Genomic DNA, 13,856 nt, shown 5'->3' on the forward strand with positions numbered 1-13,856 from the left:
CGTGGCATCGGGGATGTAAGGTCATCCCGGCGGTGGCCATCCAGAGCTGTCTTGGTCCAAAACATTCCAGAAGGGCATCACCATCTACGCAGGCCCCCCTCACGGGGGTGGATTAAGCGATCCCGCCTTCGGCAACGGCGATTCCATGCCGTGTGAGCATCCCTGCCCGTCGTTGCCACGCGCGGACCGCACCTGCGGTCTTTGACGGCTTCCGCCGCGACGGATCGCGGCGGGGCCTTCAAAATTTCGAAGCACCGCGCCGCCGGGACGACGCGGCTTGCAGCATTACTTCAGGCTCAGCGAAGCCTGGTCCACGGTGACACCGGGGCCCATGGTGGAGCTGAGCGAAATCTTCTGCAGGTAGGTGCCCTTCGAGGCCGCCGGCTTGGCCTTGATCAGGTCCAGCAGCAGCGCCTGCAGATTGCCCTTCAGCGCATCGTTCTCGAAATTGGCCTTGCCGATGGTGCAGTGGATGATGCCGGCCTTGTCGGTGCGGTAGCGCACCTGGCCCGCCTTGGCGTTCTTCACCGCCTCGGCCGGGTTCGGCGACACGGTACCGACCTTCGGGTTCGGCATCAGGCCGCGCGGGCCCAGCACCTGGCCGAGCTTGCCGACCACGCGCATCGCGTCCGGGGTGGCGATCACCACGTCGTAGTTCAGGTCGCCGGCGGTCATCTTCTCCGCCAGATCGTCCATGCCCACCACGTCGGCGCCAGCGGCCAGGGCCTCGTCGGCCTTGGCGCCCGCCGGGCAGAACACCGCCACGCGCACGGACTTGCCGGTGCCCGCCGGCAGCACGGTGGAGCCACGCACCTGCTGGTCGGACTTCTTGGCATCCACGCCCAGGCGCACGGCCACGTCGATCGCCTCGACGAACCTGGCCTTGCTGTGCTCCTTGACGATCTTCAGGGCTTCATCGATCGCATAGGCCTTGCCGGGGACGGTCGCGGCCTGGATCGCCTTCTGTCGCTTGTTCAGTGCCATCGTCTCAACCCTCCACCACCAGACCCATGGAACGGGCCGAGCCCGCGATCGTGCGCACCGCCGCGTCGAGGTCGGCCGCGGTCAGATCGGGCTCCTTCGCCTTGGCGATGTCCTCGAGCCTGCTTGCGGGTGACCTTGCCCACCTTCTCGGTGTTCGGGCGCTTGGAGCCGGAAGTGATGCCGGCCGCCTTCTTCAGCAGCACCGTGGCCGGCGTGCTCTTGGTGACGAAGGTGAAGGTACGGTCGGAATAGGCCGTGATGATGACCGGGGTCGGCAGACCCGGCTCGAGCTTGGAGGTCGCGGCGTTGAACGCCTTGCAGAACTCCATGATGTTCAGGCCGCGCTGGCCCAGCGCGGGACCGACCGGCGGGCTCGGGTTGGCCTGCCCGGCCTTGACCTGCAGCTTGATGTAGCCGACTACTTTCTTTGCCATTTTCGGGAGTCTCCGGGTGCAAACGCCTGGCGTGCAGGCTCCCCATCGGACCGGGAACGATCATCCAGCCACCGCGCGTCCCGGCATCGCACGGCGGAAATTCCATTGGCGGCAACGGCCGCACGCGGCGGCCGGCTGCGGTTGCTCCCGAGAGGGAGCCGATAAGTATAGCAGCCCCGCGGCAGCGGCGTCCAGATCAGGCCTTCTCGACCTGCCCGAACTCCAGTTCGACGGGGGTGGATCGACCAAAGATCAGCACCGCCACCCGCAGGCGGCTCTTCTCGTAGTTGATCTCCTCGACCACGCCATTGAAGTCGTTGAACGGGCCATCCACCACCCGCACCATCTGACCCGGTTCGAACAGGACCTTCGGCTTCGGCTTCTCGACGCCGTCCTGCACGCGCTGCAGGATGGCATCGGCCTCCTCGTCGCGGATCGGCAATGGGCGGTCGGCGGTGCCGCCGATGAACCCCATCACCTTCGGGGTTTCCTTGACCAGATGCCAGGACTCATTGTCCATGCGCGGGATGCCATCCTCGACATGGGTGGCGATCTGCACCAGCACGTAGCCCGGGAAGAACTTGCGCTCGGAACGGCGCTTCTGCCCGGCACGCATCTCCACCACTTCCTCGGTGGGCACCAGCACCTCGCCGAAGCGATCCTGCATGCCCATCCGCGCGATGCGGTCGCGCAGGGCCTGCGCCACCGACTTCTCGAAGCCGGAATAGGCGTGCACCACGTACCAGCGCTTGTGGACTTCGGTATTGCTCACGGCATTCTCCATCAGGAACCAAGCAGCGTCTTGACGCCAAGCTGGATGACCCAGTCGAAGGCCGCCAGGATCAGGCTGATGGCGATGACCGCGATGACCACGATCCACATCGTCCGGGTCGCCTCCTGACGGGTCGGCCAGACCACCTTGCGCAGCTCGAAGCGGGACTCGGACAGGAACTCGCGCACCCGCCTGCCCGCGCCGGTCAGCAGGAACACCCAGCCACCCAGCCCCAGCCCCGCCAGCACAGCCAGTACCCGCACCACGCCTGGCAGCACACCATCATCGAACCAGTAATAGACGAACACGCCCGCCGCGACCAGCAGCGCGGCCAGCACGTACTTGACGATGTCCGCGGAACCTGCGGACGGACGGGGCAGCGAATTGCTGGTCAAGGCGCGACTCTCTCTGGGCTTACTGGCCCGGAATGCGCGGGCGCTCCGGGAGGTGGCACGCCAGGAGGGACTCGAACCCCCAACCTGCGGTTTTGGAGACCGCTGCTCTGCCAATTGAGCTACTGGCGTATCGAAACTGCACTGTTCCCGAAAAAGGCAACGGCGGCTTGCGCCGCCTGCCTTCACCCCAGCCCGTTCCCGCAGGCGGAAACGGGGGAAACGCAGGGGCTCACTTGAGGATCTTGGACACCACGCCGGCGCCGACGGTGCGGCCGCCCTCGCGGATCGCGAAGCGCAGGCCCTCGTCCATCGCCACCGGGTTGATCAGCGTCACCTTCATCTTCACGTTGTCGCCCGGCATCACCATCTCGGTGCCCTCCGGCAGCTCCACCGCACCCGTAATGTCGGTCGTGCGGAAGTAGAACTGCGGACGATACCCCTTGAAGAACGGCGTGTGGCGACCACCCTCGTCCTTCGACAGCACATACACCTCCGCCTCGAACTCGGTGTGCGGGGTGATCGAACCCGGCTTGCACAGCACCTGGCCGCGCTCCACCTCGTCACGCTTGGTGCCGCGCAGCAGCAGACCCGCGTTGTCGCCCGCCTGGCCCTGATCCAGCAGCTTGCGGAACATCTCCACGCCGGTCACCGTCGTCTTCTGGGTCGGACGGATGCCCACGATCTCGATTTCGTCGCCCACCTTGATCACGCCACGCTCAATGCGCCCGGTCACCACGGTGCCCCGGCCCGAGATCGAGAACACGTCCTCCACCGGCATCAGGAACGGCTTGTCGATCGCACGCTCCGGCTCCGGAATCCAGGTGTCCAGCGCATCCACCAGCTTGATGATCGACGGCACGCCGATCTCCGACTGGTCGCCTTCCAGCGCCAGGCGCGCCGAACCCGCAATGATCGGGGTGTCGTCGCCCGGGAAGTCGTACTTGCTCAGCAGCTCGCGGACCTCCATCTCCACCAGCTCCAGCAGCTCCTTGTCGTCCACCATGTCCGCCTTGTTCAGGTAGACCACGATGTACGGCACGCCCACCTGCCGCGACAGCAGGATGTGCTCTCGGGTCTGCGGCATCGGGCCGTCCGCCGCCGAGCACACCAGAATCGCGCCGTCCATCTGCGCCGCACCCGTGATCATGTTCTTCACGTAGTCGGCGTGGCCGGGGCAGTCCACGTGCGCATAGTGGCGCGTCGGGCTCTCGTATTCCACGTGCGCGGTCGAGATCGTAATCCCGCGCGCCTTCTCTTCCGGCGCCGCGTCGATCGCGTCGTACGCCTTGAACTCACCACCGAAACGCTCCGCGCCCACCTTCGTCAGCGCCGCCGTCAGCGTCGTCTTGCCGTGGTCCACGTGGCCAATCGTGCCCACGTTCACGTGGGGCTTGGTGCGCTCGAACTTACCCTTTGCCATGACTGCGTCTCGTTGGGTTTGCCTGCCGCGACAGGCGTGAGGTTGCGAATAATGGTGCTCACGAATGGAATCGAACCATCGACCTCCTCCTTACCAAGGAGGTGCTCTACCGACTGAGCTACGTGAGCAGGTTTTACGACAGGGCCGTGCAATGGTGGAGCGGGAGACGGGAATCGAACCCGCGCTAGTAGCTTGGAAGGCTACAGTTCTACCATTGAACTACTCCCGCACCGGGAGCCCTGCTTGTTGCATCCCCGGCTGGTAAGGCCGGCGATCTTGGAGCTGGTGGAGGGAGGTGGATGGCGGCGGCGCTACGCGCCTTGGCCCTCCGGGCCGCGCCTTCGGCGCGCTCAGCAAGGCTGACGCCTTGCTGTCGAACCAGCGGTGGCTCTCATCCACCTCCAGTCCGCACCCTGCTACAACCCGACACCTGGTCCAGCGACAATCCCTTGAGGCTGGTGGAGGGAGGTGGATGGCGGCGGCGCTACGCGCCTTGGCCCTCCGGGCCGCGCCTTCGGCGCGCTCAGCAAGGCTGACGCCTTGCTGTCGAACCAGCGGTGGCTCTCATCCACCTCCAGTCCGCACCCTGCTACAACCCGACACCTGGTCCAGCGACAATCCCTTGAGGCTGGTGGAGGGAGGTGGATTCGAACCACCGAAGGCGTAAGCCAGCAGATTTACAGTCTGCCCCCGTTGGCCGCTTGGGTATCCCTCCGTACATCTCTCGATGCGGGGCGGTGAAGCCCCTCAAAGAGCCCGTTATTGTTGCCGCCACTTGCAGCCATGTCAACACGGCGCACCGGGATTTTTCGCGGATGCCCCGCAGGCCGGCCCAGGCGCCTCAGCTGGCCGCGGGCGGCGCACGCACGTAATCGACGAAGGCGAAGGCCAGCGGGTGCGCGGCATCCGCCGGATGCACGCTGCGCCCGACCTCCCGCCAGCGTCCCGGCGGCAGCGGCGGGAAGAACGCATCCGCCCCTCCACCGCCGTCTCGACATAGGTGAGATGCAGGTGGGTGGCCTGCGGCAGGGCCAGCGCGTACACCTGCGCCCCGCCGATCACGCACAGCTCGCTGGCGCCCGCCTCGGCGGCGAGCGCGCGCGCCTGCTCCAGCGAGGCCACCGCCTGCATCTCGGGGAACGGCACCTGCCCGCCACGGGTCAGCACCAGGTTGCGCCGCCCCGGCAACGCCCGCCCCAGCGACTCGGCGGTACGCCGCCCCATCAGCACCGGCTTGCCCAGCGTGAGCAATCTGAACCGCTTGAAATCGTCCGGCAAATGCCAGGGCAAGGCGTTGCCGCGACCGATGGCCCGGTTGCGGTCCAGCGCGGCGATCAGCGAGAGGCGCATATCGGCAGCAGGCATGGTCGGCTCACACCGCCACCGGCGCCTTGATCGCCGGCCACGGATCATAGCCTTCGATCGCGATGTCCTCGTAGCGGAAGCCGAAGATGTCACGCACATCCGGATTCAGCCTCAGCACCGGCAGCGGGCGCGGCTGGCGCGCCAGCTGCGCGCGCGCCTGGTCGAAGTGGTTGGTATACAGGTGGGCATCGCCCAGGGTATGCACGAAATCGCCCACGCCCAGCCCGCACACCTGCGCCACCATATGGGTCAGCAGCGCGTAGCTGGCGATGTTGAACGGCACGCCGAGGAAGATGTCGCCGCTGCGCTGGTACAGCTGGCAGCTCAGGCGGCCATCCGCGACATAGAATTGGAACAGGGTGTGGCAGGGCTGCAGCGCCATCTTCGGCAGGTCGGCCACGTTCCAGGCGGAGACGATCAGACGGCGCGAATCGGGATTGCGGCGGATTTCCTCGACCACCCAGCGGATCTGGTCGAAGGTCTGCCCGTTAGCGCCTTCCCAGCTGCGCCACTGCTTGCCATACACCGGCCCCAGCTCGCCGTCCGCATCCGCCCACTCGTCCCAGATCGAAACCTTGTTGGCCTTCAGGTAGGCGATGTTGGTGCTGCCCTGCAGGAACCACAGCAGCTCGTGGATGATCGAGCGCAGGTGCAACTTTTTGGTGGTGACCAGCGGGAAGCCTTCGCGCAGGTCGAAGCGCATCTGCCAGCCGAACACGCTGCGAGTGCCGGTGCCGGTGCGGTCGGCCTTGTCGGTACCGCGCTCCAGCACGTGGCCCAGCAGGTCGAGGTACTGCCTCACCGCGCCGTCTCCGCGCCGGCGGCCGGCCTCAGGGTCGGCGCCGTGCGCGACTTCCACAGCCAGAACAGGCCGAGCAGGATCAGCGGCAGGCTGAGCAACTGGCCCATGGTCAGCCAGCCGAAGGCGAGGTAGCCGAGCTGGGCATCCGGCTCGCGCACGAACTCGACCAGGAAGCGGAAGCAGCCGTACAGCAGCGCGAACAGGCCGGACACCGCATAGCGCGGGCGCGGCCGGCGCGAATACCACACCAGCACGCAGAACATCACCAGCCCCTCCAGGGTGGCCTGGTACAACTGCGAGGGATGGCGCGCGAACGCATCCAGCAGCCCGGCCTCGTACTGGGCGCGCAGGGTGGTCGCGTCCATCGAGGCGAACGGCTCCGGCAGCGAACGCGGGAAAATCACGCCCAGACGCTCGAACGCGGTGCCGTAGGTCGGCTTGCCCCACAACTCGCCGCCGATGAAGTTGCCGATGCGCCCGAACCCCAGCCCGGCCGGTACCAGCGGCGCGATGAAATCGACCGTGTCGAAGAAGTGCAGGTGGTGCCGGCGCGACCACCAGGCGATCGCCGCGAGCACGCCCAGCAGGCCGCCGTGGAAGCTCATGCCGCCCTCCCAGACCCGCAGCAGCAGCAGCGGGTCATGGATGAACGGGCCGAAATCGTAGAACAGCATGTAGCCGACCCGGCCGCCCACCACCACGCCGAGCATGGCGTAGAACATCAGGTCGGAGAACCCGTTGTCGTCCACCCCCGGCAGGCGCCCGGCACGCACCCGGCGGCGCCCCAGCCACCAGGCCACGGCGAAACCCAGCAGGTACATCAGTCCGTACCAGTGGACCTTCAGCGGTCCGAGCGAGAGGGCGATGGGGTCGATCTGGTGCAGGTACGGCATAGGAACCATGGGCAGTAGGTCATGAGGGACCGGCGCGCTACCACTCGCCGGCGCCGGGAATGCGGTGGGCCGCCGCGCGGCGCCGCATCAGCAGGTTCAGCCACTCCACCAGGACCGAGAAGGCCATGGCGAAGTAGATGTAGGGCTTGGGCACGTGCACCTCGAGCCCGTCGAGCACCAGCACGGCGCCGACCAGCAGAATGAAGGCCAGCGCCAGCATCTTGACCGTGGGGTTGGCGTCGATGAAGCGCCCCAGCGGGTTGGCCGCCAGCAGCATGATCCCCCACCGCCACCAGGATGGCGAAGACCATGATCGGGATGTGCTCGGCGATCCCCACCGCGGTGATCACCGAGTCCAGCGAGAACACGATGTCGATCACCGCGATCTGCGCGATCACCAGCGCAAACACCGCAGAGGCGCGCGTGGTGCGCGGATCCTCGTCCTCGCCGCCGGTGATCAGGTCGCGGATCTCCAGCACGCCCTTCACCAGCAGGAAGGCGCCGCCCAGGATCAGCACCAGATCGCGGATGGAGATGCCCTGGCCGAACAGTTGGAACAGGTCCTGCGACATCCGTGCCAGGAACGCCAGCGTCACCAGCAGCAGGATGCGGGTGACGCAGGCCACCGCGATCCCTAGCCGGCGCGCCAGCGGCTTGCGCTCCTCCGGCAGGCGGCTGACCGCGATCGAAATGAACACCAGGTTGTCGATGCCGAGCACGATCTCCAGCGCACTCAGGGTCACCAGGGTCAACCAGGCATCCGGCGAAGCCAGGAAACTCAAGTCCATTCCCATCCCTCGATCACAGCCAGCGGGACAGGCATCACAGCCAGCGGGGCAGCAGCAGGGCGCCCCAGACCAGCAGCACGTTCATCATCAGCACGAACACCGCGGCCGAGCCCATGTCCTTGGCGCGCCCGGCCAGCTCGTGGTGCTCCGGCCCGAAGCGTTCGATCACGGCCTCCATCGAGGAGTTCATCAGCTCCATCGCCAGCACCAGCAGGCAGCTGCCGATCAGCAGCACGCGCTCTACCGGGGTCTGACCCAGCCACCAGCCCAGCGGGCCCAGCAACAGGAACAGGCAGACCTCGAGCCGGAACGAGGATTCATGCAGCCAGGCCGCGCGCAGGCCGAGCAGCGACCAGCGCGCCGCGCGCAGCACGCCGACCGGTCCGCGCGGGAGGTGCCCGTACAGGTCAGCCATGCGTGCAATTCCTGAGCTGGGAAGCGCGGCGGGAGTCGGCCATCGAACGGAACATCAGGTGGAACGGCCTGTCATTCTGCCACAAGCCCCCGGCCCGCCCCGGCGTGCGGGGAGGCGCCGGCTACTGCGAGCGCAACGCTTCGATCGGATCAAGCCGCGAGGCCTTGCGTGCCGGGTAGTAGCCGAAGAACAGCCCGGTGGCGATCGAGAACGCCGCTGCCAGCCCCACCACCTGCGCATTCAACTGCACCGGCAACCCGCTGAACTTGCCGACCAGCAGCGCACCGATGATCCCGATCACGATCCCGATCACCCCGCCGATCAGTGAAATCAGCATCGCCTCGGCCAGGAACTGCGCGCGGATATCGCGCGGGCCTGCGCCCACCGCCAGCCGCAGCCCGATCTCGCGGATCCGCTCGGTCACCGAGACCAGCATGATGTTCATGATGCCGATGCCGCCGATCACCAGACAGATGCCCGCCACCGCGCCCAGCAGCTTGGACATCAGGTTGGTGGTCTGGGTGCGGGTCGCCACGATCTGGCTGATGTTGCGTACCACGAAATCGTCATCCGCGCCCGGCTGGATCTTGTGCCGCTGGCGCAGCAGCGCCTCGATCTCGGACTGCGCCGCGTCGAGGTTGCGGGCGTCGTCCACGCCGACCGAAATCTGCTGGACCGCACCGGGCGGCATGCCCTGCGCGGTGGACAGGCGCCGGCGCGCGGTCTCCAGCGGCACCACCACGATGTCGTCCTGGTCCTGGCCGAAGCCGCCCTGGCCCTTGGGCTTGAGTACGCCGACCACGGTGAACGGCACCCGCCCGAGGCGGATGGTCTGGCCGATCCCGTCCTGGTCACCGAACAGCGTGCGGCGCACGGTCTCGCCGAGGATCACCGGCTTGCTGGCGCCGCCGTAATCGTTCGGCTGGAAGCCGTCGCCGCTGGCGATCTCCCAGCCGTTGATCGGGAACCAGTCGGCCTGCACGCCCTGCCACTGGGTGGAGGCGTTGTTCTCGGCGAACACCGCCTGGGTGCCGCCGCGCAGCGAGCCGGCCACGTACTGGACTTCCGGCACCTCGTTGCGGATCGCCTCCACGTCGCCTTCATTCAGGCTCCAGCGGCTGCCCTGCGCCAGCCGCACACCGCCCGGGCCCATGCCGCCGGCGCTGGAGATGTCCAGCCGCTGCGAGCCGAGGCCCGACACCAGCTTGTCGATCTCGGCCTGGGTACCCTGCCCGATCGACACCATCACGATCACCGCGGCGATGCCGATGATCACGCCCAGCGAAGTCAGCGCGCTGCGCAGCCAGTTGCCGCGCAAGGCGAACAGCGCGGTACGCAGGATTTCCAGCGGCCTCATGCGCGGCTCCCGGCACGCCGCGCACCCAGCACGCCGTCGTGGATTTCGTAGATGGCGTCGGCGTGCTCGGCCACGTGCGCATCGTGGGTGATCAGCACCACGGTATGCCCGTCCGAACGCAGGCGCTTGAACAGGGCCAGGATCTCCTCGCCGGTCTTGCTGTCCAGCGCGCCGGTGGGTTCGTCCGCCAGCAGCAGCGGCGGCGCATTGATCAGCGCGCGCGCGATCGCCACGCGCTGCTGCTGGCCGCCGGACAGCTCGGTCGGCTTGTGCCCGGCGCGGCTGCCCAGGCCGACTGCCTCCAGCATCGCCAGCGCGCGGTCGCGGCGCGCGTGGCGGTGCATGTGGACGTAGCCCAGCGGCATCATCACGTTCTCCAGCGCAGTCATCCGCGGCAGCAGGTTGAACTGCTGGAACACGAAGCCGATCTTGTGCAGGCGCACCTGCGCCAGCTCCTCGGCGTGCAGGGTGGACACGTCCACCCCGTCGCAGTGGTAGGTGCCCGAGGTCGGCGTGTCCAGGCAGCCCAGCAGATTCATCAGCGTGGTCTTGCCGGAGCCGGACGGCCCCATGATCGCCACGAACTCGCCGCGGCGCACGGTCAGGTCCGCCCCGTGCAGCGCCGCCACCTCGGCCTCGGTGCCGGCCAGGTACACCTTGCTCAGCTGGCGGGTCTCGATGACCGGCGCGAGCGGGTTGGCGATCACGGCGCCCCCACGGCACGCTCGCCGCTGATGATCTGGTCGCCCTCGTGGATGTCGCCCATCACCTCGGTGGCGCTGCCGTCGCTGGCGCCCAGGCGGATGTTGACCAGCTCCGGCTTGCCGCCCTTGGCCAGCCGGTACACGCTGACCCGCTTGGCATTGAGCTGTGCCTCTACCGCCGCATCCCACTGCGCGCGCTGGGCGTCGCTCAGGCTGGCGCGAAAGGCCGCGAACTGCTGGTTGAGGCGCTCGCGCAAGCGCGCCCGGATCTGCGCCTGCAGGCTGGCATCCGGCCCGCCGGCGCCGCCGCCCATGCGCATACCACCGCCGAACAGGCGGTTGCCGCCCTGCTGCGGCGACTGCGCCGCCTGCTGCCGGAACTGCGCGGCGCGCTCGGCCTGGCGCTTCAGCATCTGCGCCAGGGCCTCGTCGAACGCCGCCTGCTGCTGGGCGGTCAGGCCCAGCCCGGCCGCCGCGGCGCGCAGGCCGTCGGCCATCCCGTTGCCACCGCCCGGGCCGCCCTGGCCCGGCGTCTGCGGCTGCAGTGCCGCCAGCGGCGAACTGTCACCGGGCTTGAAACGCAGCGCGGCGTTGGCCAGCTTGAGCACGCCGGCCTTCTTGCTGACCTCGATCTCGGCGTTCACCGTCAGCCCCGGCAGCAGGATGCCATCGCTGTTGTCCACGGTGACCACCACCGGATAGGTCACCACGTTGTTGCTGGTGGTGGCCGCCAGCCGCACCTGCTCCACGGTGCCGCGGAAGCGGCGGTCGGGAAAAGCATCGACGGTAAAACTGACCGCCTGCCCGACCTTGACCTGGCCGATGTCGGATTCGTCCACCGCCAGCTCGATCTTCATCTTCGACAGGTCTTCGGCGATGGTGAACAGCTCCGGTGCCTGCAGGCTGGCGGCGACGGTCTGGCCCGGCTCGATCTTGCGGGTCAGCACCACGCCATCCACCGGCGAACGGATCACCGTGCGCTCCAGGTTGACCCGGGTGGTCTGGGTGGCCGCGGTCTGCTGGCGGATCGCGGCCTGGGCCGAGTTGACCTGCGCCTGCGCCTGCTCCATCGCGGTGCGGGCCAGGTCCACGTCGCTGCGTGCGACCAGCTGCTGGCGACCGAGGTCGGCCTTGCGCTGGTAGTCCAGCGTCGCGTTGCGCAGCGTCGCCTGCGCCTGCGCAAGCTGGGCCCGGGCACTGGCGATCTGGGCCTCGCCCTGGCGGATCTGCGCCTCGTAGATGGACGGGTCGATGACCGCCAGCACCTGGCCCTTCTTCACCGGCGCGTTGTAGTCGGCCAGTACCTGGGTCACCAGGCCGGAAATCTGGCTGCCGACGGTGACCGTGGTGATCGCGCTGAGGGTGCCGGTGGACGAGATCGCCACCCGGATGTCACCGCGCTGCACGGTGTCCGTGCGATAGCCGCCCTCGGCCGCCTGCCCGCGCTTGTGCCAGAGCTGCCAGCCCACGACCAGGGCGGCGATGACGACGACGGCAATGCCGGCGTTGCGCAAGGGGGAACGGCGGGGGCGACGGGGCTGGCTCATGCGGAGGGAGTCTGCGAGGTCAGGGATCAAGCGGGAACGCGCGGGTGCGCGCCGGGTTGACGGGCATTCTCGCCCGTCCGGATGACGCCCGACCGTGCCGTCAGTCCTGCGCGACGCGCCCGAACAGCAGGCTGGCACAGGTGCCCTGCCCGAGCGTGCTGTCCAGCCGCAGCGTCCAGCCGCAGCGCTGGGCCAGCCGGTGCGCCACCGACAGCCCGAGCCCGCCACCGCCAGGCGGCGTGCCCAGGCCGCGGTAGAACGGCTCGAACGCGCGCGCCAGGGTGGCCGCATCCATCCCGACCCCGGTGTCCTCGATCTCGACCCGGTCCGGCAGCACCCGCACCCGCACCTGCCCGGCATCGGTGTAGCGGACGGCGTTTTCCAGCAGGTTGCCCAATACCACCGCCATCGCCCGCGGCGGCGCGTGCAGCAGCGGATCGGCCTGCTGTTCGAGGGCAAGCGCCAAACGCTTGCGCTGCAGCTGCGGGCGCACCTGTTCCAGCACTTGCTCCAGCAGCTCGCCGAGGTGGAAGTCCTCGGCCTCCAGCGGCACATCCTGCCCGCGCGCCAGGAGCAGCAGGGCATCGATGGTGGCCTCCATCCCCGCCACCGCCTCGCGGATCCGCGCCAGCGAGCGCCGCGATGCCTCCGACAGGCCGTCATCGTGCGCGATCAGGTCGCTGGCCATGCGGATCACGGTCAGCGGCGTGCGCAGCTCGTGGCTGGCGTCGCGGGTGAAGGCCTGCTCGCGCGCGAGGCGCTCGGCGGGTGTCGGCGCGCGTGCAGGGTCAGGGCCGGGCAAGGGACTGGGCATGCGCGGCCGGCGGCATCAGGCCGCCAGATCGGCGATGCGGTAGCCCGCGCTCTGCACCGTGTGCAGCAACGGGCGGTCGAACGGCTTGTCGATCACCTTGCGCAGGTTGTACAGGTGGCTGCGCAGGGTATCGGAATCCGGCAGGTCGTCCCCCCAGATCTCGCGCTCGATCTCCTGGCGCGACACCACCCGCGGCGATTCCCGCATCAGGATCGCCAGCAGGCGCAGCGCGATCGGCGACAGTGCCAGTTCCTGCCCGGCGCGGGTCGCGTGCAGCGCGGCCGGATCCAGCACCAGGTCGGCCACCTGCAGCACGCCGCCGCCGACCTGGCGGCGGTCGCGCCGGATCAGGGCATGCAGGCGCGCTTCCAGTTCGCGGATCGCGAACGGCTTGGTCAGGTAGTCGTCGGCGCCGGACGAGAGCCCCCGAGCTTGTCGTCGAGGGTGTCGCGCGCGGTCAGCATCAGGATCGGGGTGGCCTTGCGCGCCTCGTTGCGCAGGCGGCGGCAGACCTCCACGCCATCCAGCCGCGGCAGCATCAGGTCCAGCACGATCGCGTCGTACGCGTTCTCCGCCGCCAGCCGATAGCCATCCAGCCCGTCCATCGCGTAGTCCACCTCGAACCCGCGGCCTTCCAGGTATTCCCCCACCATCTCGGAGATGTTGCGATTGTCCTCGACGATCAGCACCAGCCCCGCCTGTCCGTTTTCACGCATGCCTACGACCCCGTCCGTCATGCTGGCACCATGCCCGGCCGCCGGTGGATGCTGCGTGAAGGGCTATCCTGCACCCCCGCCCCTGCCCCCAGACCGCCGATGCCCTACGCCCGTCTGCTCGCCCCGCTGCTGCTGGTGTTTTCCAACATCTTCATGACTTACGCCTGGTACGGGCATCTGAAGGACCGCAGCACTGCACTGCCCAAGGTCATCCTGATGAGCTGGGGCATCGCCTTCTTCGAATACCTGCTGATGGTGCCGGCCAACCGGATCGGCAGCACGGTGTACAGCGCGCCGCAGCTGAAGGGCATGCAGGAGGTCATCACCCTGCTGGTGTTCGCCGGGTTCTCCACCTGGTACCTGGGCCAGCCGCTGAAGTGGAACCACTGGGCCGGCTTTGCGCTGGTGGTGTGCGCGGCCTGGCTGATCTTCATGGAGTGAAGGCGCCGG

Annotated in this window: 12 protein-coding genes, 4 tRNA genes and 4 pseudogenes; 1 reads left to right on the forward strand and 19 read right to left on the reverse strand. The window is 68.3% G+C overall.

What is annotated here, in order from left to right; genetic code table 11:
• Positions 1 to 285 precede the first annotated feature (285 nt).
• From rplA to LJB71_RS13570, 19 genes and pseudogenes are all read right to left on the reverse strand, one after another.
• Complete coding sequence (gene rplA / locus LJB71_RS13480) at positions 286 to 984, reverse strand: 50S ribosomal protein L1 (RefSeq protein WP_259304572.1); 699 nt, start codon at positions 982 to 984, stop codon at positions 286 to 288.
• 4 nt (positions 985 to 988) lie between these two features.
• Positions 989 to 1,418, reverse strand: a pseudogene (rplK, locus tag LJB71_RS13485) (50S ribosomal protein L11).
• Between the two features lie 196 nt (positions 1,419 to 1,614).
• Positions 1,615 to 2,190, reverse strand: a complete 576-nt coding sequence (nusG, locus tag LJB71_RS13490) for a transcription termination/antitermination protein NusG (protein WP_259304573.1) — start codon at positions 2,188 to 2,190, stop codon at positions 1,615 to 1,617.
• Between the two features lie 11 nt (positions 2,191 to 2,201).
• On the reverse strand, positions 2,202 to 2,585 hold the full coding sequence (gene secE / locus LJB71_RS13495; RefSeq protein ID WP_259304574.1) for a preprotein translocase subunit SecE: 384 nt from the start codon (positions 2,583 to 2,585) through the stop codon (positions 2,202 to 2,204).
• Positions 2,586 to 2,638: 53 nt separating this feature from the next.
• A tRNA-Trp gene (locus tag LJB71_RS13500) sits at positions 2,639 to 2,714 on the reverse strand.
• A gap of 100 nt (positions 2,715 to 2,814) precedes the next feature.
• Entirely contained in the window at positions 2,815 to 4,005 is a 1,191-nt protein-coding gene (gene tuf / locus LJB71_RS13505) for an elongation factor Tu (RefSeq protein ID WP_259304567.1), read from the reverse strand.
• A 52-nt stretch (positions 4,006 to 4,057) separates the two neighbouring features.
• Positions 4,058 to 4,133: transfer RNA gene (locus tag LJB71_RS13510), tRNA-Thr, on the reverse strand.
• A gap of 27 nt (positions 4,134 to 4,160) precedes the next feature.
• Positions 4,161 to 4,234: transfer RNA gene (locus tag LJB71_RS13515), tRNA-Gly, on the reverse strand.
• 400 nt (positions 4,235 to 4,634) lie between these two features.
• Positions 4,635 to 4,720: transfer RNA gene (locus tag LJB71_RS13520), tRNA-Tyr, on the reverse strand.
• Positions 4,721 to 4,846: 126 nt separating this feature from the next.
• Positions 4,847 to 5,355 (reverse strand): annotated as a pseudogene (locus LJB71_RS13525) (dihydrofolate reductase).
• A 22-nt stretch (positions 5,356 to 5,377) separates the two neighbouring features.
• Positions 5,378 to 6,172, reverse strand: a complete 795-nt coding sequence (locus tag LJB71_RS13530; RefSeq protein WP_259304575.1) for a thymidylate synthase — start codon at positions 6,170 to 6,172, stop codon at positions 5,378 to 5,380.
• Positions 6,169 to 7,065 (reverse strand): prolipoprotein diacylglyceryl transferase, encoded by an 897-nt coding sequence (gene lgt, locus LJB71_RS13535; protein WP_259304576.1) that lies wholly within the window; start codon positions 7,063 to 7,065, stop codon positions 6,169 to 6,171. Before lgt ends, LJB71_RS13530 begins: the two co-directional genes overlap by 4 nt.
• A 37-nt stretch (positions 7,066 to 7,102) precedes the next feature.
• Positions 7,103 to 7,853 (reverse strand): annotated as a pseudogene (locus LJB71_RS13540) (TerC family protein).
• Between the two features lie 34 nt (positions 7,854 to 7,887).
• Positions 7,888 to 8,268: a diacylglycerol kinase gene (locus LJB71_RS13545; protein ID WP_259304577.1), complete on the reverse strand. Its 381-nt coding sequence runs from the start codon at positions 8,266 to 8,268 to the stop codon at positions 7,888 to 7,890.
• Between the two features lie 121 nt (positions 8,269 to 8,389).
• Complete coding sequence (locus LJB71_RS13550) at positions 8,390 to 9,625, reverse strand: ABC transporter permease (RefSeq protein ID WP_259304578.1); 1,236 nt, start codon at positions 9,623 to 9,625, stop codon at positions 8,390 to 8,392.
• On the reverse strand, positions 9,622 to 10,332 hold the full coding sequence (locus tag LJB71_RS13555) for an ABC transporter ATP-binding protein (RefSeq protein WP_259304579.1): 711 nt from the start codon (positions 10,330 to 10,332) through the stop codon (positions 9,622 to 9,624). The genes LJB71_RS13550 and LJB71_RS13555 overlap by 4 nt, the downstream gene beginning before the upstream one ends.
• Positions 10,329 to 11,876 (reverse strand): efflux RND transporter periplasmic adaptor subunit, encoded by a 1,548-nt coding sequence (locus tag LJB71_RS13560; RefSeq protein WP_259304580.1) that lies wholly within the window; start codon positions 11,874 to 11,876, stop codon positions 10,329 to 10,331. Before LJB71_RS13560 ends, LJB71_RS13555 begins: the two co-directional genes overlap by 4 nt.
• A 100-nt stretch (positions 11,877 to 11,976) precedes the next feature.
• On the reverse strand, positions 11,977 to 12,678 hold the full coding sequence (locus LJB71_RS13565; protein ID WP_259304581.1) for a HAMP domain-containing sensor histidine kinase: 702 nt from the start codon (positions 12,676 to 12,678) through the stop codon (positions 11,977 to 11,979).
• 27 nt (positions 12,679 to 12,705) lie between these two features.
• Positions 12,706 to 13,406 (reverse strand): annotated as a pseudogene (locus LJB71_RS13570) (response regulator transcription factor).
• Positions 13,407 to 13,505: 99 nt separating this feature from the next.
• Between LJB71_RS13570 and LJB71_RS13575 the strand changes: the two are divergent.
• Positions 13,506 to 13,847: a DMT family protein gene (locus LJB71_RS13575; protein ID WP_259304582.1), complete on the forward strand. Its 342-nt coding sequence runs from the start codon at positions 13,506 to 13,508 to the stop codon at positions 13,845 to 13,847.
• The last annotated feature ends 9 nt before the right edge of the window (positions 13,848 to 13,856 follow it).

Source organism: Thermomonas sp. S9 (assembly GCF_024704365.1).
GTDB lineage: Bacteria > Pseudomonadota > Gammaproteobacteria > Xanthomonadales > Xanthomonadaceae > Thermomonas.

Excerpts from the sequence above, each read along its gene's own strand:
- rplA (WP_259304572.1), bottom strand. The coding sequence starts at position 984 with ATGGCACTGAACAAGCGACAGAAGGCGATCCAGGCCGCGACCGTCCCC.
- tuf (WP_259304567.1), bottom strand. The coding sequence starts at position 4,005 with ATGGCAAAGGGTAAGTTCGAGCGCACCAAGCCCCACGTGAACGTGGGC.
- lgt (WP_259304576.1), bottom strand. The coding sequence starts at position 7,065 with ATGCCGTACCTGCACCAGATCGACCCCATCGCCCTCTCGCTCGGACCG.
- LJB71_RS13545 (WP_259304577.1), bottom strand. The coding sequence starts at position 8,268 with ATGGCTGACCTGTACGGGCACCTCCCGCGCGGACCGGTCGGCGTGCTG.
- LJB71_RS13550 (WP_259304578.1), bottom strand. The coding sequence starts at position 9,625 with ATGAGGCCGCTGGAAATCCTGCGTACCGCGCTGTTCGCCTTGCGCGGC.
- LJB71_RS13560 (WP_259304580.1), bottom strand. The coding sequence starts at position 11,876 with ATGAGCCAGCCCCGTCGCCCCCGCCGTTCCCCCTTGCGCAACGCCGGC.
- LJB71_RS13575 (WP_259304582.1), top strand. The coding sequence starts at position 13,506 with ATGCCCTACGCCCGTCTGCTCGCCCCGCTGCTGCTGGTGTTTTCCAAC.